The sequence below is a fragment of the Methanocaldococcus lauensis genome (genome assembly GCF_902827225.1).
In the GTDB taxonomy this organism is placed as follows: domain Archaea; phylum AGJL01; class Methanococci; order Methanococcales; family Methanocaldococcaceae; genus Methanocaldococcus; species Methanocaldococcus lauensis.
Window position 1 is genome coordinate 722,594 of record NZ_LR792632.1, and the last position, 19,269, is coordinate 741,862.

General features: G+C 30.0%; 20 protein-coding genes and 1 pseudogene. 13 read left to right on the forward strand and 8 right to left on the reverse strand.

All coding sequences use genetic code 11. The features are described 5' to 3' along the window. Nucleotides 1–51 precede the first annotated feature (51 nt). The 5 genes from KMP69_RS04080 to KMP69_RS04100 all read left to right on the forward strand — a co-directional run bounded on the left by KMP69_RS04080 (nt 52) and on the right by KMP69_RS04100 (nt 3,912). Complete coding sequence (locus KMP69_RS04080) at nt 52–1,236, forward strand: hypothetical protein (protein WP_214400660.1); 1,185 nt, start codon at nt 52–54, stop codon at nt 1,234–1,236. 378 nt (nt 1,237–1,614) lie between these two features. After that, complete coding sequence (mtnP, locus tag KMP69_RS04085) at nt 1,615–2,373, forward strand: S-methyl-5'-thioadenosine phosphorylase (protein ID WP_214400661.1); 759 nt, start codon at nt 1,615–1,617, stop codon at nt 2,371–2,373. A gap of 15 nt (nt 2,374–2,388) precedes the next feature. Further along, the gene (locus tag KMP69_RS04090) at nt 2,389–2,649 is read left to right on the forward strand and encodes an ATP-binding protein (RefSeq protein WP_214400662.1); all 261 of its coding nucleotides are present in this window, start codon (nt 2,389–2,391) and stop codon (nt 2,647–2,649) included. Nucleotides 2,650–2,670: 21 nt separating this feature from the next. Next, nucleotides 2,671–3,294, forward strand: a complete 624-nt coding sequence (locus tag KMP69_RS04095) for an L-threonylcarbamoyladenylate synthase (RefSeq protein ID WP_214400663.1) — start codon at nt 2,671–2,673, stop codon at nt 3,292–3,294. Nucleotides 3,295–3,360: 66 nt separating this feature from the next. After that, a complete protein-coding gene (locus tag KMP69_RS04100; protein ID WP_250543635.1) occupies nt 3,361–3,912 on the forward strand; it encodes a coiled-coil domain-containing protein in 552 nt (183 codons plus the stop codon). Nucleotides 3,913–3,966: 54 nt separating this feature from the next. On the opposite strand, the gene KMP69_RS04105 is transcribed toward KMP69_RS04100, so the two are convergent. Both KMP69_RS04105 and KMP69_RS04110 read right to left on the reverse strand, forming a co-directional pair. Further along, nucleotides 3,967–4,305 (reverse strand): P-II family nitrogen regulator, encoded by a 339-nt coding sequence (locus KMP69_RS04105; RefSeq protein WP_214399305.1) that lies wholly within the window; start codon nt 4,303–4,305, stop codon nt 3,967–3,969. An 89-nt stretch (nt 4,306–4,394) separates the two neighbouring features. Then, nucleotides 4,395–5,648: an ammonium transporter gene (locus tag KMP69_RS04110; protein ID WP_214400665.1), complete on the reverse strand. Its 1,254-nt coding sequence runs from the start codon at nt 5,646–5,648 to the stop codon at nt 4,395–4,397. Nucleotides 5,649–6,092: 444 nt separating this feature from the next. Between KMP69_RS04110 and KMP69_RS04115 the strand changes: the two genes are divergently transcribed. From KMP69_RS04115 to queC, 3 genes are all read left to right on the forward strand, one after another. After that, nucleotides 6,093–7,019 carry a tetratricopeptide repeat protein gene (locus KMP69_RS04115; RefSeq protein ID WP_214400666.1) on the forward strand — a complete coding sequence of 309 codons (927 nt, stop codon included), beginning with the start codon at nt 6,093–6,095 and terminating at the stop codon, nt 7,017–7,019. 128 nt (nt 7,020–7,147) lie between these two features. Then, nucleotides 7,148–8,494 (forward strand): type I glutamate--ammonia ligase, encoded by a 1,347-nt coding sequence (gene glnA, locus KMP69_RS04120; protein ID WP_214400667.1) that lies wholly within the window; start codon nt 7,148–7,150, stop codon nt 8,492–8,494. A gap of 96 nt (nt 8,495–8,590) precedes the next feature. Next, on the forward strand, nt 8,591–9,289 hold the full coding sequence (gene queC, locus KMP69_RS04125; protein ID WP_214400668.1) for a 7-cyano-7-deazaguanine synthase QueC: 699 nt from the start codon (nt 8,591–8,593) through the stop codon (nt 9,287–9,289). Nucleotides 9,290–9,293: 4 nt separating this feature from the next. Here queC and KMP69_RS04130 read toward each other — a convergent pair whose 3' ends face one another. The 5 genes from KMP69_RS04130 to KMP69_RS04150 all read right to left on the reverse strand — a co-directional run bounded on the left by KMP69_RS04130 (nt 9,294) and on the right by KMP69_RS04150 (nt 14,731). Further along, nucleotides 9,294–10,382, reverse strand: coding sequence for a Coenzyme F420 hydrogenase/dehydrogenase, beta subunit C-terminal domain (locus KMP69_RS04130; protein ID WP_214400669.1), 1,089 nt, complete (start codon nt 10,380–10,382; stop codon nt 9,294–9,296). Between the two features lie 82 nt (nt 10,383–10,464). Continuing rightward, nucleotides 10,465–11,241 (reverse strand): GltB/FmdC/FwdC-like GXGXG domain-containing protein, encoded by a 777-nt coding sequence (locus KMP69_RS04135; RefSeq protein WP_214400670.1) that lies wholly within the window; start codon nt 11,239–11,241, stop codon nt 10,465–10,467. Nucleotides 11,242–11,314: 73 nt separating this feature from the next. Then, nucleotides 11,315–12,847, reverse strand: a complete 1,533-nt coding sequence (locus KMP69_RS04140; protein WP_214400671.1) for a glutamate synthase-related protein — start codon at nt 12,845–12,847, stop codon at nt 11,315–11,317. A 55-nt stretch (nt 12,848–12,902) separates the two neighbouring features. Next, nucleotides 12,903–13,991 (reverse strand): class II glutamine amidotransferase, encoded by a 1,089-nt coding sequence (locus tag KMP69_RS04145; protein ID WP_214400672.1) that lies wholly within the window; start codon nt 13,989–13,991, stop codon nt 12,903–12,905. Nucleotides 13,992–14,398: 407 nt separating this feature from the next. Then, nucleotides 14,399–14,731, reverse strand: coding sequence for a hypothetical protein (locus KMP69_RS04150; protein ID WP_214400673.1), 333 nt, complete (start codon nt 14,729–14,731; stop codon nt 14,399–14,401). 157 nt (nt 14,732–14,888) lie between these two features. Between KMP69_RS04150 and KMP69_RS04155 the strand changes: the two are divergent. After that, nucleotides 14,889–16,194: pseudogene (locus KMP69_RS04155) on the forward strand (IS200/IS605 family accessory protein TnpB-related protein). A 176-nt stretch (nt 16,195–16,370) separates the two neighbouring features. On the opposite strand, the gene KMP69_RS04160 reads toward KMP69_RS04155, so the two are convergent. Next, entirely contained in the window at nt 16,371–16,850 is a 480-nt protein-coding gene (locus KMP69_RS04160) for a hypothetical protein (protein WP_214400674.1), read from the reverse strand. 227 nt (nt 16,851–17,077) lie between these two features. Between KMP69_RS04160 and KMP69_RS04165 the strand changes: the two genes are divergently transcribed. From KMP69_RS04165 to KMP69_RS04180, 4 genes are read left to right on the forward strand one after another with little or no spacing between them, the layout of a single operon-like run. Then, the gene (locus tag KMP69_RS04165) at nt 17,078–17,536 is read left to right on the forward strand and encodes a YeeE/YedE thiosulfate transporter family protein (RefSeq protein ID WP_214400675.1); all 459 of its coding nucleotides are present in this window, start codon (nt 17,078–17,080) and stop codon (nt 17,534–17,536) included. 19 nt (nt 17,537–17,555) lie between these two features. Continuing rightward, on the forward strand, nt 17,556–18,029 hold the full coding sequence (locus tag KMP69_RS04170) for a YeeE/YedE thiosulfate transporter family protein (RefSeq protein WP_214400676.1): 474 nt from the start codon (nt 17,556–17,558) through the stop codon (nt 18,027–18,029). A 30-nt stretch (nt 18,030–18,059) separates the two neighbouring features. Continuing rightward, nucleotides 18,060–18,530 carry a CD3072 family TudS-related putative desulfidase gene (locus KMP69_RS04175; protein ID WP_214400677.1) on the forward strand — a complete coding sequence of 157 codons (471 nt, stop codon included), beginning with the start codon at nt 18,060–18,062 and terminating at the stop codon, nt 18,528–18,530. Next, nucleotides 18,527–19,258, forward strand: a complete 732-nt coding sequence (locus tag KMP69_RS04180; RefSeq protein ID WP_214400678.1) for an acyl-CoA dehydratase activase — start codon at nt 18,527–18,529, stop codon at nt 19,256–19,258. The genes KMP69_RS04175 and KMP69_RS04180 overlap by 4 nt, the downstream gene beginning before the upstream one ends. Nucleotides 19,259–19,269 lie beyond the last annotated feature (11 nt).

Here is a 19,269-nt window from a genome sequence, read left to right on the forward strand (position 1 = left end):
TTATTATAAAAATATTCTTAAAAAAATTATGACATTTATGGAGGGATTACTTTGATATATGTAGCATTTACTCCTTATGGTGCGTTTGGAGTTAAAGATAACAAGGAAGTTAATAGTTTAGATGACATTGAATATAAAAAATTATTTGATGAGGAGAAAATTCCAGAAATGCTGTTTTTATTAAGAACGAATCCAAATAAAATGGCAGATGAGTTAAAAGAAGAGTGGAATGATGAAGTTAAGTTAGAAATTTTAAGCGTTGAGCCATTCAAAATTGGAGAGTATTTGAGAAATAATTTATTTGAAATTGGTAAGGAGTTGGGATACTTTAAAAATTATGAGGATTTTAAAAATAAAATGCACTATTGGAATACAGAACTAACAAAGAAACTTATAAAAAGTTATACTCAACAGAAAGATAAAATCATTATTCAAGTTGCTGAGGCAATATCTGATTTAGATAAAACTTTAAATTTACTTTCAGAAAGATTAAGGGAGTGGTATTCTTTATACTTCCCAGAGTTGGACCACTTAGTTAGTAAGCATGAGGCTTATGCCTATTTAGTAGCAAAGTTAAAAAAGAGAGAGAACTTTACAAAGAGCCAATTAAAAAAGATACTACCATCAAAGTTGGCTGAAAAAATTGCTGAGGCGGCAAAAAATTCAATGGGTGGAGAGTTGGAAGATTACGATTTAGATGTAATAGGTAAATTTGCAGAGGAAATTAACCACCTATATGAAAAGAGAAAAGAACTTTATGAATACTTAGAGAAATTGATGAGTGAAGAATGTCCAAATATTACAAAACTCGCTGGCGTTTCTTTGGGGGCAAAATTAATAGGACTGGCGGGAGGTTTGGAAAAGTTATCTAAGATGCCTGCCTCAACTATACAAGTTTTAGGTGCTGAAAAGGCGTTGTTTGCACATTTGAGAAATAAAGCTACTCCACCAAAGCATGGAATTATATTTAATCATCCTCTAATTAAAGGTTCTCCTCCATGGCAGAGAGGTAAGATAGCGAGGGCTTTGGCATGTAAGTTGGCAATAGCGGCAAGAGGAGATTATGTTGGAGATTATATTGCAGATGAATTATTGGAGAAATTAAATAAGAGAGTTGAAGAAATAAAGAGAAAGTATCCTAAACCAAAGAAAAAAAAGAAAGTTAAAGAAAAGAAAAAGAATAAAAAAATTAAGGGTAAAAAGAAACCCAAAAAGAATAAAAAGAGAAAAATGTAAAGGAAGAGTATAGATGACAGTCTTCTACCGTTTAAAATTGATAAATTAAATATAGACAAGTATTTAAATATGTATTGAAAAAATATAACGACAAAGAATAGAATGCATATTGAATGGATTAAAAAACAAACTAAAACTACCGAAATCAAATGAATTCAAAAAATAAAAAAAATTAGTTATAAAACGATAACGATTTTAGTTAATCTGCCTATATTTCAATAACCTGTCCCATATGCGGGAGTAAAATGGAGTCCTAAAAGAGACATGTCGTTTATTGTCCAAATTGTAAAAAGTAGTCTATAATCGCCTATATATTATCTATATCGGGAGAATTCCATTAATTTTTAGTAATTAATAAATAATTTAAATGGTGATATAGTGATTGGCATAATTGGAGGTACTGGAATTAGTAGTATATTAAAAGGAGACAAAGAAGAGATAATAGAAACTAAATATGGAAAGGCAAAAATTATGTTTGATAAAGAAAGAGATGTAATTCTATTATTTAGACATGGAGCTAATCATAATACTCCTCCACATAAGGTAAATTATAGAGCAAACATCTATGCATTAAAAAAATTGGGTGTTGAAAGAATTTTAGCTATAAACTCTGTAGGTTCTTTAAAAGAAGAGTTAAAGCCTGGAATGTTTTTTATTCCAAATGATTTTATTGAATTTACAAAGAAAAGAGAGGAAACTTTTTATGACGAGGGGAAAGTAGTTCATATAGATATGACAGAGCCATATTGTCCAGAACTTAGAAAAATTTTAAAAGATATTCTAAATAAAAATAATTTCGCCTATGGAGAAGGTGTTTATGTTTGCACAGAAGGGCCAAGATTTGAAACTAAGAAAGAAATAGAGATTTACAAGAATTGGGGTGATGTCGTAGGAATGACGGGCTATCCAGAGGTTGTTTTAGCAAGAGAGTTAGAAATATGTTATGTATCTCTGTGTAATATTACAAACTATGCCTGCGGAATATCAAAGAATATTTTAACTGTTGATGAAGTTTTAGAAACTATAAAAGAAATGGAGGACAAAATTTTAAAAGTTGTTGAAGAATTTATAAATTACGATTTTGGAGAAAGAAATTGTATATGTAAAGATGCTCTAAAACATGCAATCATAGAATAATAATTTGGTGATAATTTGCTATCTAAAATTTTAAGTATTTTTAGTAGAAAAAATAATAAAAAAGATACTAAAAAATCCATAAATAATAAATCACATAAAATCATTGAAATTGATTATAATAAATGTAAGAATTGTTTGTCGTGTTATAGAGTATGTAAAAATAATGTCTTTGACATTGAAAATAATAGAATTGTTGTAAAAAATGAAAAAAATTGTACAAAATGTGGAGAATGTGTAAGAGTATGTAGATATGGGGCTATAATCCTTTATAGATGAGATATTAAAAAGGGAGAAACAATGAAATTAAACAAAATAATAAAAATTTATGAACTTGATGAAAAGGAAAGAGTAAATATATTAAATTTTTTAAAAGGTGAGATACTAAAAGGAAAAATTATTATCTGTGGAACGGATACATTATATGGAATATCTGCAAATGCGTTAGATGAAGAATTAGTAAAAAAAGTTTATCAAATAAAAAAAAGAGATTTAAATAAGCCATTATCAATCTGCGTTAAAGATAAAGAAGATATTGAAAAATATGCTTATGTAAATGATTTGGCTAAAAAGATTATTGATACTTTTTTACCAGGACCTTTAACTATAATTTTAAAGAAAAAGGATGTAATTCCTGATATAGTTTCTAAGGAATACATTGGAATAAGAGTTCCAGATGAACCAACAATTAGAGAGTTATCAATAGTTCCTTTAACAACAACCTCAGCAAATATATCTGGAAAAGAAAGCCCTACATCTATCGACGAAATAGACAAAGAAGTTTTAGATAATGTAGATTATGTTATTGATATTGGAAAGTGTAAGTATTCTAAGCCCTCTACAATTATTAAAATAGAAGATAATAAAATAATTCCTATTAGGGAGGGAGTTATAAAGATGTCTGAAATTTATGAAATTTTATGATTTTATTTTAATTTAAATTTGTAATTATTTATTTGTTTATTTATGATGTCTATTTAGGTGAATAAAATGAGAAATAATAGGCAGATAGATTGGATAAATAAAATAATAGAAGATATTGACAAAAAATCTTTAAGTGTCCTAGAGGCTGAAATTATATTGGATGAAATTATAAGTAAACTTAACGAATTGATTTCTGAAATTAATAACTATGTTGCAGAAATACACTATGGATTAAAAATAACAAACGAAAATATTAATTTGTCAGTATCTGAGTTGAATGAATTAAAAAATAAATTAGAAGAATATTTAAAATTTGCAGAAAGTTTAAAAGATTACTTAGAAAAAATTGAAAAAACATATGATAATTCAACAAATGTTAAAAATGAAATAAATAACATAAAAAAATTTTTAAAAGAAGTTTCTATTAATTTAAAAAACATTGAAAACAGTATAAATAACCAAAATAAAAAGATGGAAACTTTAAATAACAATATTAAATCTTTATATAAAAATCAAAAAGATATTCTTAATTCTTTATCTACTACTAAATTTTTATTATATGTAACTATTATCTTAACAGCTTTAAACATCATAATTTCACTAAAAAACTTTTTTTAAATGATTGAATGAAAATAATATAAAAAATATAATAAAGAAAAAATAGGAAATATATTATAAAGCATTTTCACCTCTTTCGCCGGTTCTAACTCTAACGACATCTTCGACAGGGATTACGAAGATTTTACCATCTCCGGGGTTACCAGTTCTTGCATTTTCACATATAATATCAATAACTTTCTCAACATCATCGTCTTTTACAACTAATTCAATTTTTACTTTTTGTAATAAATCTACTATATACTCCCTTCCTCTGTATCTCTCAACTATACCTCCTTGAACTCCTCTTCCTTTAACCTCTGTAACTGTCATCCCTAAAAATCCATTTTCTGATAACGCCTTTTTTACTATCTCTAATTTCTCTGGCCTAATTACTGCTTCTATCTTTTTCATTTTATCCCCCTAATTATAGTTTTATCTTCTTCTTTTTATAATTTATTTTTTTATTTTTCTAACTTTTTTTAAATAATAAAATTTAGGCATTAGGCAAAAGACGTTTCCTCTTCTGGATATGCAGGCATTTTGTGCTCTGCTAAATCAAGACCCATTCTTTCTTCTTCTTCACTAACTCTTAAACCTCCTGTTACTAATCCTACAAGTTTAGCAAGTATATATCCTAAACCAGTTCCATAAACAATGCAAAATACTGAACCTATTATTTGATCTACTAAGCTAACCCCTCCAGCACCTCCAAATAATTCCATTCCAAAGATTCCTGCTAAAATAGCTCCAACAACTCCTGCAGTTCCATGAACTGGGACTACTCCACAAACATCATCCAATCCACATTTTTCAATCAGTCTATAAACTATTGGAACTTGTAATCCAGCAAGTAATCCAATTATTAAACCACCAACTGGACTAACTACATCGGTTCCTGAACAGATAGCTACTAAACCAGCAACAATACCGTTTGCTGTAAATAGAACATCCTTCTTAGAGGCTATTAAAGCTCCAATTCCTCCTCCAGCCATAGCCATTGTTGTTGTTGCACAAACCAATCCTGAAATATCTCCCAATGCTAATGAACTTCCTACATTGAACCCATACCAACCTATTGCTAAAGCAAACGCTCCAAAAACTGCCATTGGAATGTTATGCCCTAAAATCGGAATTGGTTTTCCATCGACAAATCTACCAATTCTTGGACCTAATGCCATTATAGCTCCTAAAGCTAAAAATCCACCTAAACCGTGGACAACCAAACTTCCAGCATAATCATGCCATGGAACAATACTTGCTCCCCAAGGACCCAAATAAACAAACAGTGGATATAATAGTGCTGTAATAATTAATGAAATCAATACATAAGCACTGAACTTAATTCTTTCTGCAACTCCACCTGAAACTATAGTTGCCGCTGTTGCACAGAATACTAAACCAAAGAACCAGCTCGCTAAATCTAACCCATTGTTTGGCCAGTTTGTGCCAAATATTTTACTCCACCAGTCAATATATGCTGAAAAATCAAATCCATGTTTCCATAATATTCCACCAATAAACAACCATGCAACACAACCAATTAGCCAATCAACCATGTTTTTCATCATAACATTGTTAGCGTTTTTCTTTCTAACCTGCCCTCCTTCGAGCATCGCAAAGCCCCACTGCATCATGAAAACGAGAACTCCCATAACTACAAGGAAGAAAACATCACTCGCATTAGCCAATGTTATTAGTGCCTGAACTATTGTGTGTATATCTGTAGCATTTGTAAATAAATCTGCTGTAGCCATTGGTATCACCCTATAATTTCTCCCAGAAAACGGAATTTATATTCCTATGTAAAAGGAAACTTATTTCCTATATATATTAGGAAGTATATAAATTTTTCTAAAAATCATAAAATTATGAAAAAGAATAACCAAATATACAAATGATTATTTTTTATAAAATCTCAATCTTATAATATATTAAGATTGTTATGTATAAAAATATTTTTCTTACTCCTGCGAAGAACTAAATGTTCTCATGTTTAAATCTTTTTTTCTTCTATAACTGACGTCTATTCTTTATCTTGGCAGTCTCGTTTTAAAATATAGAAAAGTATATATTTCTGCACGGTATTTTAATATAATTTATAAATTGCATGTTACTATTATGACGAAATTCGTAAATTATATTGTTAGTGTTAAATTAAATATTTAATTATTTATTATTAACATCGGGGAGGGAAAGTTATGGAAATGCATAATGAAAGCATTTTATGGGAGGAATATTTTGATGCACTTGAAAAAAAGAACTACGAAAAAGCTCTTTATCTAATTGACAGAATCTTAGAAATTAGAAAAGCTCCAGACATCTATGTAAGAAAAGGAAGAATATTAAGAACAATGGGAAAAAATAACGAAGCATTAGAATACTTTAATAAGGCATTAAAAATAAAACCAAACTACATCCTGGCAAATTTTTTAAAAGGATTCTTATTGATAAGTTTAGGTAGATTAGAAGAAGCAAAAGATGTGTTTTTAAAATTATATAAATTAAAAAAATCTGACTTATCTGTCAAATATGCTACTGCTTATATACTAAAAAAACTTGGAGAATATGATTCAGCATTAAAAATTCTTGAAGATATATTAAAAAAATATCCAAATTCAGCCATTGCCTGGGCAGAGAAAGGAGAGATACTATATAGAGAAGGAAAGCTTAAAAATTCTTTAGAATGCTTTGATAAAGCTCTAAAAATAAATCCTAATGATTGTCAATCTTTACAATACAAAGGAGAAATATTATTTAAACTTGGAAGGTATGGAGAGGCACTAAAATGCTTTAAAAAGGTTTTTGAGAGAAGTAGTAAAGATATAAAAGCATTAATGTATATAATACAGATTTTAATTTACCTTGGGAGATTACATCAAGCTCTCGAATATACAAAAAAATCTCTAAAATTAAACCCAGAAGACCCACTACTATATCTATATAATGGAATTATCTTAAACAAATTAGGAAAATATGAAGAGGCTATAAAGTGTTTTGATAAAGTATTAGAGATTAATCCTAATTTCCCAGAAGCCTGGAATGGAAAAGCTGTAGCTCTTGAAAAACTTGGAAGAATCGATGAGGCTATAGAATGCTACAATAAAGCAATTGAAATCTATGAATAGATTTTTATTTTTATATTTTTATATGTTAATTAACCCTAAACTAAACCGTAAATTATATATATGGTAATAGGAAACTTATTTCCAGATTGTTTTAGCAAACAACATTAAAATACATTAGGGGGATATATATGAATGTTGAGCAAGCAATTGAGTATGTAAAAAAGAACAATGTTAAATTTATAAGATTCCAGTTTGTCGATATTTTAGGGTTCCCAAAAAATGTAGCATATCCAGTAAAAAGTGGAGAAAAGGGAATTGAAGAATTAAGAGAAATATTTGAAAACGGAGTATGGTTTGATGGTTCATCAATTACAGGTTTTGTTGGAATAGAAGAGTCAGATATGTTATTAAAGCCAGATTTATCCACACTCTCTGTTTTACCATGGAGACCTGAAGAGAAAAGTGTCGCAAGAGTTATCTGTGATGTTTATAGAAACGAAAAGACTCCATTCGAAGGAGATCCAAGAAGTAGATTAAAAGCTATTTTAAATGAATTAAAAGAAGAAATGAATGGAGAGTTCTTCGTAGGACCAGAACCAGAGTTCTTCTTGTTAAAGAGAGACCCACACAACCCACACAGATGGATTCCAGCAGATGATGGTGGCTACTTCGATGTTGAGCCATTAGATGAAGCTCCAGACATAAGAAGAGATATTGTCTTAGCATTAGAAAACCTTGGATTCCACGTTGAAGCATCACACCACGAAGTAGCTCCTGGACAGCACGAAGTTGATTTCAAATTCGATAACGCTTTAAAAACTGCTGATAGCGTTGTAACATTCAAAATGACAATTAAAAACATTGCTAAGAAACATGGATTAAGAGCAACATTTATGCCAAAACCATTCTTTGGAATGAATGGAAACGGTATGCACTGCCACCAGAGTGTTTGGTTTAACGGAGAACCATCATTCTACGATCCAGAAGGACCATACAATGGGTTAAGTGAAACCTGTTTAAGCTATATAGCTGGAATTTTAAGCCATGCTAAGGCATTAGTTGCTGTAACAAACCCAACAGTTAACTCATACAAGAGATTAGTTCCAGGATACGAAGCTCCAGTAAATATTGCATGGGCTAACAAGAACAGAAGTGCTATAATCAGAGTTCCAGCTGCAAGAGGTAAGGCTACAAGAATTGAGTTCAGAGCTCCAGACCCAACATGCAACCCATACTTAGCATTCGCCTGTATGTTAGCAGCAGGTTTAGATGGAATTAAGAAAAAAATGGAAGCTCCAGAGCCTGTTGAGAGAAACATCTTCAAGATGTCAGAAGAAGAGAAGAAACAGTTAGGAATTGAGTCAGTCCCTGCAAACTTAGCAGCAGCATTAGATGAATTAGAATGTGACGAAGTATTACAAAAAGCATTAGGTAAGCACATCTACGAAAACTATATGGAGATTAAGAGAGCTGAATGGGATGATTTCAGAATATCAGTTACTGACTGGGAAGTTAGTAAATACTTAATCTACTAAATTATTACTTCAAATTTTATTTTTTTATTAAACTAAATTTCCATAAATTTAAATTAATTTTTTTAGAACAAATAAAATAAAATTATTAGTGATACTATGAAAGCGGTAACTGTTTTAAGTGGTGGATTAGATTCTACTGTAGCGACATTAATAGCCAAAGATTTAGGTTATGACCTTACAGCAGTTATTTTTAACTATGGGCAAAAAGCAGCTAAAAGAGAGATAAATTCAGCAAAAAAAATTTGTGAAATATTAAATATTAAACCTATTGTCGTTGATTTGCCATTCGTTAAACAATTTAAAAAAAGTTCTTTAATTACTGACAAAGAAATTCCTACTTTAAAAATAGAAGAATTGGAAAGTGAGAAAGTTTATGAAACTATGAAATCTGTGTGGGTTCCTGCAAGAAACTTAATAATGTTTAGTATTGCCAGTGGTTTTGCTGAAGCTTTAGATGCAAAAAAAGTATTTATCGGAATAAATAAAGAGGAAGGAGTAACATTTCCTGACAACACCATAGAGTTTGTTAATGCATTTAATAAAGCTTTAGAATATGGAACTTTAAATAAGGTTAAGATAGAGGCACCATTATACGATAAAACTAAAGAAGAGATCGTTAAAATTGGTCATGAGATTGAGAAAAAGCTTGGCGTAGAGGTTTTAAAATATACTTATTCGTGTTATAAAGACAATGGAGAAGATTTTTTACACTGTGGAAAATGTGAAAGTTGCATTAGAAGGAAAAGAGCTTTTTTAATGGCTGGCGTTGAAGATAAAACAAAGTATATTGAATAAGTTATTAATTTTTATTTTTATTTTTTACTCTTGACTTTTTTAATTCAGATAGTTTTTTAACTGCTTCTAAATCTACATCTTCATCATAAGTTAAGTAACCATTATAAACAGCCCTTTTAAAGAAACCTTCTCCCCATTTATTTCTTATTAAAACTGTTGAATATCCTTCCTCACTACCAACATTACCTACTGAAATATCAGATGTTAATCCAGTAAAATCACCACAAACCTTACAGCCACTTCTCATTAAATCTTCTAAATCTTTTAATTTGTATTCAACAACATCTCCATTTATTAACTTAATTTTTAATTTTCCAGATTCAATATCCATTTTTCTAATTTCCCAAGGTTCTATACCTTCTGATTTTAGTTTTTTAATCATTTTATTGTAATCGTAAGTTTCAAAACAGAATATGGCAATCTTCAATCTTATGGCATTTTTAAATGGTTTTAATAAATCATTATCTGCTGATGCCATTATTTGAGTGATTGCATTAATTACACATGGAGTTCCTACTACTGCCAACTTCTTTAATTTTTTCTCCATAACAGCAGTTTTTAATGATTTTAATATAGGTCCTTTCCAAAGATATTTACTTCCTGCCGCTTTTATAACATCTTCTTTTGATAAAGATAAGTATGATGTAGGCTCTAAGGTAAATTTATCATCTATCATAACAATAGCTCCATCAATTAATCCTTCTTCAAAGGCATTTGCCAATATTGCCGTTACAACCCCACCATTTTGAGCATTCTTTATTTCTATTAAAGATTTTGCCTTTACTGCTTTTAATATATTTCCTAATCCGTCCTTCTTAGGAACTGAAGATTTTTTTATCCTCGGGCAAGCATCATAACAAGATCCACATGGGACATCATACACAACTGTTTTACAAAATTCTGCAGAAATTGGATGCTCAGTTGTTATGTCAGTTGGTATTAAGATACAAGAACATTCGTCGCATTCAAATTTTACTGGGCTTTCCTCTACAAAATATAAGTTATTCACTGGACATACTGCTACACAGGCACCACAGCCACTGCATCTATTTGTATCCCAAACTTCCTCTTTTAGATTTTTATATGATTTCATTAATCTCACCTAATCCATCTTAATTTTTAAAATATTACTAATTCTAATTTAAATTTAAATAAAAACGAATTATTACATTTTATTACATTAAATCTGGAGTATAGAGTTTTCCAAATGGTCTTTTTGAAATTGGTGCTATTTTTGTCCATTTTGAATTTAATAATTTGTTTTTAATTTCATCTGAAAGATTAAACCATTTACAAAATTCTTCAATATATGGCTTAATTTTTTCTAAATCCTCTTTGGTAAATTCTTTTATATCTGCGGCAACTCCTAATTGGTCTTTATCAACATTACCTCTAATGTATATCGCTCCACCATGTATTCCGGTTCCTATCATTCTCCCTTTAACTTCTCCTAAATCATTTCCTTTTTCATCTATGTTTAAAACTATTATAATACCTCCTGCCATATATTCTCCTAAGAAATCTTTTGCTCTCCCACCAATAACAAGAACAGGAACCTTATCTTTGTATGCCTTCATATGTATTCCACTTCTATATCCAACATCTCCTCTAACAAAAACCTTTCCTCCTCTCATAGAGTGGGCGGTTACATCTCCACTACTTCCATAAATAACTATTGTCCCGTCATCCATTGTGTTTCCTGGAGCAAATTCAGCATTACCATGGACTATTATTGTTGGACCACTCATAAACATTCCTAAGTCTCCACCAGGAATACCATAAATTTCAATAGTTAAATCTTTTTTCTGCAATCCATTTCCAATAAATCTCTGTCCTAAAACATTTTTTAGTATTATCTTTTTAACATCTGGATTTTTATTTAATATTTCATGAATCTTCTCATTTAACTCCCTATAATGCATATCCTTTGCATCTATAACTACCTCTTCCATAATTTTTCACCTTTTAAAAATGTAAATTCTAAAAGATAATAGAAGAGAGAGAATAAACAATAATAGCATTATATTATTCTCCTGCCGCCTTTATTCCTAAAATTTCAAGTTCTTTTTCATTTAATCCTACTCCCCTTAATCTATCTCTGTTACCTCTTAAACTTTCTATTGAGTTAATTCCTGCCGCTCCTAACAATTCTTTAATTTCGTGAGTCCATGCCTTAATTAAATTTGCCACCCTTTTTGCTCCAACTTCAGGATCTAATCTTTTAACTAATTCAGGTTTTTGGGTGGCAATACCCCAAGCACATAAACCTGTATAGCATCTTCCACATACTCTACAGCCAAGAGCCACCATTGCGGCAGTTCCAATATAAACAGCATCTGCTCCTAATGCAATTGCCTTAAATACATCTGCTGAACATCTAATTCCTCCACTTGCTATAATACTTATTTCATTTCTCAATCCTTCCTCTCTCAATCTTCTATCAACTGCGGCAATAGCCATTTCTATTGGAATCCCTACATGGTCTCTAAATACCTTAGGAGCTGCTCCAGTTCCTCCCTTATATCCATCAATAACTACTGCATCTGCATCACTTGTAGCAATTCCAACCGCAATTGCAGGAGCGTTGTGGACAGCTGCAATTTTAACAAACACTGGCTTTTTCCATCTTGTGGCTTCTTTTAAACTTCTAACTAATTGAGCTAAGTCTTCAATTGAGTAAATGTCATGATGAGGAGCTGGAGATATTGCATCACTACCTTCAGGAATCATTCTTGTTGCTGAAATCTCTGCAGTAACTTTTTCTCCTGGTAAATGCCCTCCAATTCCTGGCTTTGCTCCTTGACCTATTTTAATCTCTATTGCTGCCCCTTTCATTAAATATTCTTCATTTACTCCAAATCTTCCACTTGCTACCTGTGTAATTATGTGATCTGCGTAAGGGTAGAGTGCCTTTGGCAAACCTCCTTCACCAGTTCCCATAAATGTTCCACATTCTTTAACAGCCTTGGCAAATGATAAGTGGGCATTTAATGATAAAGCCCCATAAGACATGTGTGCAATCATTATAGGAGTATCTAACTTTAAATTTGGAGCTATTTTTGTTTTTAACTTGGCTTTTTTAATCTTTTTACCATCTATTTCTTCCTCAACAAATTCAAACTCCAACTGCTTAGGTTTTTTACCAATATATGTTCTTAGCTCCATAGGCTCTCTAAGAGGATCAATAGATGGATTTGTAACCTGACAGGCATCTAATACAATATGGTCAAAGTATATTGGATGTTCTTTAGCGTTACCCATTCCACTTAACAAGATACATCCAGTTTTTGCCTGATTGTATATGTCAGTTCTCGCATCAATATCCCACAGTGGATGACTTCTCCAAGAAATAGCGTTTTCTTTAATTGTAATTGCATCTCTTGGACACATTACTACACATCTGTGACATGCTCCACATCTATTTGAATAACTAATAATTCTATCTCCCTCTCTTCTATGAACTCCCCAAGAACACTCTACAGTACATCTCTCACATAGCATACATTTATTTGGATCTACCTCTACCTTATACTTTGGAGGAACATAGCTTGGAATCATGCTTTCACATCCAAAAATTTTTTAATTTTTTATTATTGTTTAGGTAATAATAAACTTACTTCCAAACTCTTGCAATTACTGGAACTCCTGCATCAGGCATCCAAACTCTGTCTAAGTCTGGACAAATTCTTCTTATTGCAGATTCTTCACTTGAAATAAATATCAAGTCATCTTTTTCAGCGGCAATTAATGGTCTTAACTTAATTCTATCTGTTAAACCAAACATAGTAGTTTCTTTTTCAATATCTCCATTCATAAAGATTAAACCACTTGGTGTTCCAACTGCAATGGCAAATGGACCATTTAACATAGCCCCTCCATAAGTTAATCTTATTGCAGTATGCAACTCTCTCTCTTCTTCTGGCATTTTATCAATTTCATCCCAAAATCTTGGGGCTAAGGCAGATAATGCATATTCTACTGGAACTTTATGCTTTCTCATTAACAAATCCAAGATATAGGTAACAACTTCAGTGTCAGTTAATAATCTACACTTATACCCAAACATTTCAACAAACCTTTTATTAGTTCCATAACTTGTTATCTCACCATTATGCACTACACTCCAATTTAATAAATTGAAAGGATGAGCTCCTCCCCACCACGCCATTGTATTTGTTGGATATCTTGCGTGAGCTAACCATAAATAACCTTCATATCTATCTATTCTATAAAACTCTGCTACCTCATTAGGCCATCCTACTGCCTTAAAAACGCCTAAATCTTTACCACTTGAGATAACAAAGGCACCATCAACTTTATCGTTAATTTCCATTACAATATCTACTATGACATCCTCCTCTCTATCAGAATATTTTTCATCAACTTCATAGAAGTATCTCCATGGAATATGAACTTTTTCAATTATTCCTTCTTCTGTTGGTATTTCCTCATCTTTAACAATAGTTCCATACTCTTCCAATATATTTTCAACATTTATTTTTATTTTTTCAAATTTTGGAGTGTTGTCAAATAATATGTGAAATGCATAGCAATCTTTATATTTTGTTGGATAAATTCCATAACCTACATATCCAGACCCTTTACCATTACCTCTCTCTTTTAAACTATCCAGTGCTAATGCTATTTTATCTCCTTTTATCATTCTTTTTTTTCTACTCATAAAACCGATAATTCCACACATAAACAACCCTCCATAAATTGGGTATAAAAGAGATAAGATTTTGTTAGGTTTTAAAATATTAGTCAAGGTTATATTTATATAATTATGGTTTGAAAGTTGAACATTATAAATACAAATATAAAAAAATATTACAATGATAAAAACTGTGATAATTCCATTAATAAATCGTTATATCCATAACTTTTTAGTAAATCCTCAATATTTTTAACTGTTTTGTTGAATCTTTCTATATATTTATTCTCATTTATATTTGCGTATTCTTGAAGTAGTAAGAGAATGTTTAAAGATTTTTTAAATATCTTTAATAATATTATTATATATATTAATATTCAATAATTCATCAAAAAATTTATAAATTTTATCGTTTGGAGATTTTGTTAATAATTCTTCTGAAACTTTACTTAAATTTAAACTTTACTTAAATTTTTTAAAGCGTATGACACAATTATTTTTATCCTACTTTTATTTTTAGTATTAATATTAGCTAATACAATTTTTTCTATTCCTTTTAACGCATAAATTGCTCTATTTATATTGTTGGATAGCTCATAAGTTATTATCTTTTTTAAGGATATTATCGCCTCTCTGGTAATTGAAATTGGTGAGTCATTGGCTAAACAGGCAATTTTAACGATAATGGCAATGTATATTCTAAAAAATCTCTCATCTTGGTTCTTTGTTTTATTATTTAACTCTTCATAATAACTTCCCAATAGAATTATAGCATTTCTTACAGTCATATAATGTTTTAAATATAATGCCGTTTAAAACTGTTTAAAAATATATAGGCATAGATAGACAAATATACTCATTTATCGACAGTTAAAAAAGAAATCTTTTTATACTTTGTAAAATAATTCATTAATAATAAAAAGAGATAAAAATTTCGGTGATAAAATGAGGAATAAAATCCCCAACCAAATCATTCTGGCATATAAGGTTTCTCACAATTATAATATAAATAATTTTCTAATCGATTTTTTAAATCTCTCTCAAAAGGCAGTTGATATTATCTGGAGCAATATCTATTGGAAAGAAAAAGTAGTTAAACATCGGTATAAAGTTGGAAATAATTATAAATACTACACTACCGTTCGGTTAATCCCAGAAATTCCCAAAGATAAAGATTTTAAGAGGGAGTTAAGGAGAAGATTATTAAACGGCTGGAATTATGCTTCCCATTATATCGATGCGGCCATTAAAGTGGCATATTCAACAATAGATAGTTGGAAATCTAATTATTTAAAGGGATTAAGAAAAAGAACTAAGGTGATATTTAAAAGACCCTTCGTTAGAGTTAAAACTACTTTAATAAAATACAATAAAGAAAAAGGAGAAATTAAAATTACTATTAAGCCGAGAAAGGAATATTTAATTTTAAACATTAAAGATGAATGGTTTTTCGATAAGGTTAAAGATTGGGAGATTGGAGAAATTATTTTGAAGGAGAACTCTGCTTATCTAACTTTCAAACAATCTTTAGACCATTCGAATAGAGAAATAATTGTTGGAGTTTATAGCAATCTAAAATCTCTCGATATATATCATCCAATTGAAGGATGGATTAGAGTTGATTTATCCGAACTCCATAGAATTAAAGTGGTTTATGATATTATCATTGATAAATTAAAATCTATTTATAAAAAATCTCCTAAACGAATAGGGAGGTTATTAAAAAAATATCTCAATAGAAGAAAAAACCGAGTTAAAGATTTTATCAATAAACTTACAACTCAATTGTCTCGTTTATTCCCTAATGCTATTTTTATCTTCGAAGACCTAAATAAGTTCAATATGTACGATAAAAATTCGAAATTTCATAGAGAATTAGATAGAACGAGTTGGAAGAGTATTGCTAAACAGTTAGAATATAAGAGTATTGTTTTATATGTAAATCCACACTACACATCAAAAACCTGTCCCGTATGCGGGAGTAAAATGGAGTCCCAAGAGGGGCAGGTTGTTTATTGTCCGAATTGTAAAAAATCATTTAATAGACAGTTAGTAGGCTCTTTCAATATTTTTAAAAGAGGAATTAAATTGGTTAAAAAAATTGAAAGGCGGAGCTGGGGTCCCCGTGTCTGGGGCGGAGGTTGATGATATGCTCCCCGATGAACCCAGAGGGGAGCTGAAACTCATGACGCCCAATCCCGATGTAGTCTATACCGTCAATTTTAATGGAAAATATTTAAAATGTCTATAATTGTCTATATTTGACTACATCGGGAAGACCCCTTTTCTATTATGTAATAAATAGTTCTTAAAGGATTTCTTGGAATATCTTTTGCAGATCTGTAATTTACATATTCAGAATTCACTAACCTATAGTTTTCAATTTCCTTTTTATCAATTGATTTTATTAACTTCTCTATAACAACTTCAGGTCTTAAATTGTAGATTGTGCTTTTTATATATGGGATTACAATTAAAAAAATCAAAGTATGCAAAGAAAAACACTAAGTATATTAAAAAATTGTATGGGATTGTGAAACTTCCAATAACAATATCTTTTTTTACTGGTAAAAAACCTAAAGCAAAAACCTCATAACCCATTGAAATTAAATAAGATAAAATAAATGCCCAAAATGTTTTGTTTAATATTATATGACCAATTCTTGTTGAATATTGCTGACTAACCATCTGTATAGCAATAATTGTAATTGAAACTATTATTCCAATCATTCCTGCCTGAGTTTGTAGTAAAGCACTTAAAATATATCTAACATTATCTGAAAATCCCTCATCCCAAGAAAAGCAGTGTATGGAGATTATTGTAAGGATAACTGCAATTATTGAAATAAAAATTATATTTCTTATCACATCCTCTTTAAATATTTCAACAATTCTCAATAAATCCAAGTTTATCACCAATTTATTTAAGATTTATTTATTACTATTTCTATTTAATTTAATAATTTTAATAATTAAGAATTTTTTAAAATTTATTTTTAAATCATCTAATTAATTTTTCTAATAACCAAATATCCATTAGATTTTTTTACAAAAAATTTTTTATAATTAAAAATTTTAAATAAACCCTAACCTCTTCTAAATTACATATTAAAAAACCTAAAGATGGTGAGGAAATGAGAATTTCCCCATTAACAGCAGGGTTGATAGGAGGTTTTACAGCAGCAATGTTGCAGGCATTGTTTAAAGTGTTCCCTCCACCAGCTTATGGTATCTGTATAGCATGTCACACAAGAGATTTAGTAAATTGGATTGTCAATCACTTATTTGGAACTTCATTAGGTTTAGCTCCTGTATCAAAAGTTTTTCCTGTTTTAACTGTTGTAGGTATCTTTATTGGGGCTTTAATAGCAGCATTTGTTCATAAAGAGTTTAAAATAAAACAAACACACAATCCAGCTATTGGTTTTATTTTAGGAATTTTGGTTATTAATTTTGCCCTATTAATGGGAGGTTGTCCTGTTAGAGAGACTTTAAGAACAGCTTATGGAGATATTATAGCGTTGATTAGTTTAATAGCTATGTTTGCTGGGGTAGTTGTAGCAAGTGAGGTTTACTTAAAAAGAAACCTCTAAAAATATTTAGGGTGGTTTTATGGAATATCTTCACGTAATTGGAACATTTGTATTTGGAATAATTTTAGGTTATTTATTCCAGAGAGCAAGAATGTGTTTTGTTGGAGGAATGAGAGATTTCTATTTAATAAAAGATACATGGTTAATCAAAGGTTTATTTGGGTTCTTTGCTGGAGCATTAATTGGATATATTATATTTAGTGCTGCTGGATTAATTTCAGCGTTTCCGTGGTTTGTTGATAAGGGATTAGCTCCAATTCCAGGAGACCCATTGGGCGCAAGTGGAACTTTAATGGGGCATTTAATAGTAGCTATTATTGGTGGATTTGGAGTAGGATTTTTCTCAGTTATTCAAGGAGGTTGTCCATTAAGAAACTACGTTATGGCTGCTGAAGGGAATAAAACAGCTATTGCCTATTTAATTGGATTAGCCGTTGGAGCAGTTATATTCCATAAGTTTGTGGTCCCATTAGTAAAGGCAATATTAATTTAAAATTTAAATCTCTTTTTCTTTTGTGATAGTATGAAAGGAAAAAAGATAGCTATTGTTTCTCACTGTATATTAAATCAAAATAGTGTTGTTAATGGTTTGGAGAGAGCTGAAGGGGCTTTTAATGAGGTTGTTGAAATTCTTTTAAAGAATAACTATGCAATAATCCAATTACCATGTCCAGAGTTGCTTTATTTAGGAATTAATAGAGAAGGAAAAACAAAAGAGGAATATGACACAAAAGAATATAGAAAACTCTGCAGAGAACTTTTAAATCCAATAATTAAATATTTGCAAGAATATATAAAAGATGACTTCAAATTTATTTTAATTGGAATAGAAAACTCTCCAACATGTGATATTTTTAAAAATAGAGGAATCCTAATGGAAGAACTTTTAAAGGAGATTGAAAATTTAAATATCAACATTAAGGTAATAGAATATCCAAAAAATGAAGAAGATTATGAAGAATTTATAAAAAATTTAAAGAAGATGATAGAATGATTTTGGGAATAGATGTTGGCTCTACAACTACAAAAATGGTTCTAATAGAAGATGAGAGAATAGTTTGGTATAAAGTTGAAGATATTGGAGTAGTTATTGAAGAGGATATTTTATTAAAAATGGTTAAAGAGATTGAGAAAAAATATTCAATAGATAAAATTATAGCAACAGGATACGGAAGGCATAAGATTAGTTTTGCAGATAAAGTAGTTCCAGAAGTTATTGCTTTAGGAAAGGGAGCTAATTATTTCTTTAAAGATGCGGATGGAGTTGTAGATATTGGAGGACAGGATACAAAGGTTTTAAAAATTAATAAAGATGGTAAAGTTATTGATTTTATCCTATCAGATAAATGTGCTGCTGGAACTGGAAAATTCTTAGAAAAAGCTTTAGATATTTTAAAAATTAATAAAAATGAAGTAAATAAATATAAATCAGATAATGTTGCTAAAATATCATCAATGTGTGCAGTTTTTGCTGAAAGTGAAATAATAAGCTTACTGTCTAAAAAAATTCCAAAAGAAGAGATTTTAATGGGAGTTTATGATAGTATAATAAATAGAGTTATTCCAATGATAAACAAGCTTAAAATACAAAATATAGTATTTAGTGGTGGAGTCGCTAAAAATAAAGTTTTAGTTGATATGTTTGAAAAAAAGTTAAATAAAAAGCTTTTAATTCCAGAAGAACCGCAGATTGTTTGCTGTGTTGGGGCAATATTAGTATAAAGTAAATTTAA

Excerpts from the sequence above, each read along its gene's own strand:
- KMP69_RS04145 (WP_214400672.1), bottom strand. The coding sequence starts at position 13,991 with ATGTGTGGAATTATCGGTTTTATGAGTAGAAAAAAAAGAATGATAAAA.
- KMP69_RS04175 (WP_214400677.1), top strand. The coding sequence starts at position 18,060 with ATGAAAGGAAAAAAGATAGCTATTGTTTCTCACTGTATATTAAATCAA.
- KMP69_RS04105 (WP_214399305.1), bottom strand. The coding sequence starts at position 4,305 with ATGAAAAAGATAGAAGCAGTAATTAGGCCAGAGAAATTAGAGATAGTA.
- KMP69_RS04100 (WP_250543635.1), top strand. The coding sequence starts at position 3,361 with ATGAGAAATAATAGGCAGATAGATTGGATAAATAAAATAATAGAAGAT.
- KMP69_RS04170 (WP_214400676.1), top strand. The coding sequence starts at position 17,556 with ATGGAATATCTTCACGTAATTGGAACATTTGTATTTGGAATAATTTTA.
- glnA (WP_214400667.1), top strand. The coding sequence starts at position 7,148 with ATGAATGTTGAGCAAGCAATTGAGTATGTAAAAAAGAACAATGTTAAA.
- KMP69_RS04135 (WP_214400670.1), bottom strand. The coding sequence starts at position 11,241 with ATGGAAGAGGTAGTTATAGATGCAAAGGATATGCATTATAGGGAGTTA.
- KMP69_RS04130 (WP_214400669.1), bottom strand. The coding sequence starts at position 10,382 with ATGAAATCATATAAAAATCTAAAAGAGGAAGTTTGGGATACAAATAGA.
- KMP69_RS04140 (WP_214400671.1), bottom strand. The coding sequence starts at position 12,847 with ATGATTCCAAGCTATGTTCCTCCAAAGTATAAGGTAGAGGTAGATCCA.
- KMP69_RS04150 (WP_214400673.1), bottom strand. The coding sequence starts at position 14,731 with ATGACTGTAAGAAATGCTATAATTCTATTGGGAAGTTATTATGAAGAG.
- KMP69_RS04180 (WP_214400678.1), top strand. The coding sequence starts at position 18,527 with ATGATTTTGGGAATAGATGTTGGCTCTACAACTACAAAAATGGTTCTA.
- queC (WP_214400668.1), top strand. The coding sequence starts at position 8,591 with ATGAAAGCGGTAACTGTTTTAAGTGGTGGATTAGATTCTACTGTAGCG.
- KMP69_RS04165 (WP_214400675.1), top strand. The coding sequence starts at position 17,078 with ATGAGAATTTCCCCATTAACAGCAGGGTTGATAGGAGGTTTTACAGCA.
- KMP69_RS04115 (WP_214400666.1), top strand. The coding sequence starts at position 6,093 with ATGGAAATGCATAATGAAAGCATTTTATGGGAGGAATATTTTGATGCA.
- KMP69_RS04095 (WP_214400663.1), top strand. The coding sequence starts at position 2,671 with ATGAAATTAAACAAAATAATAAAAATTTATGAACTTGATGAAAAGGAA.
- KMP69_RS04110 (WP_214400665.1), bottom strand. The coding sequence starts at position 5,648 with ATGGCTACAGCAGATTTATTTACAAATGCTACAGATATACACACAATA.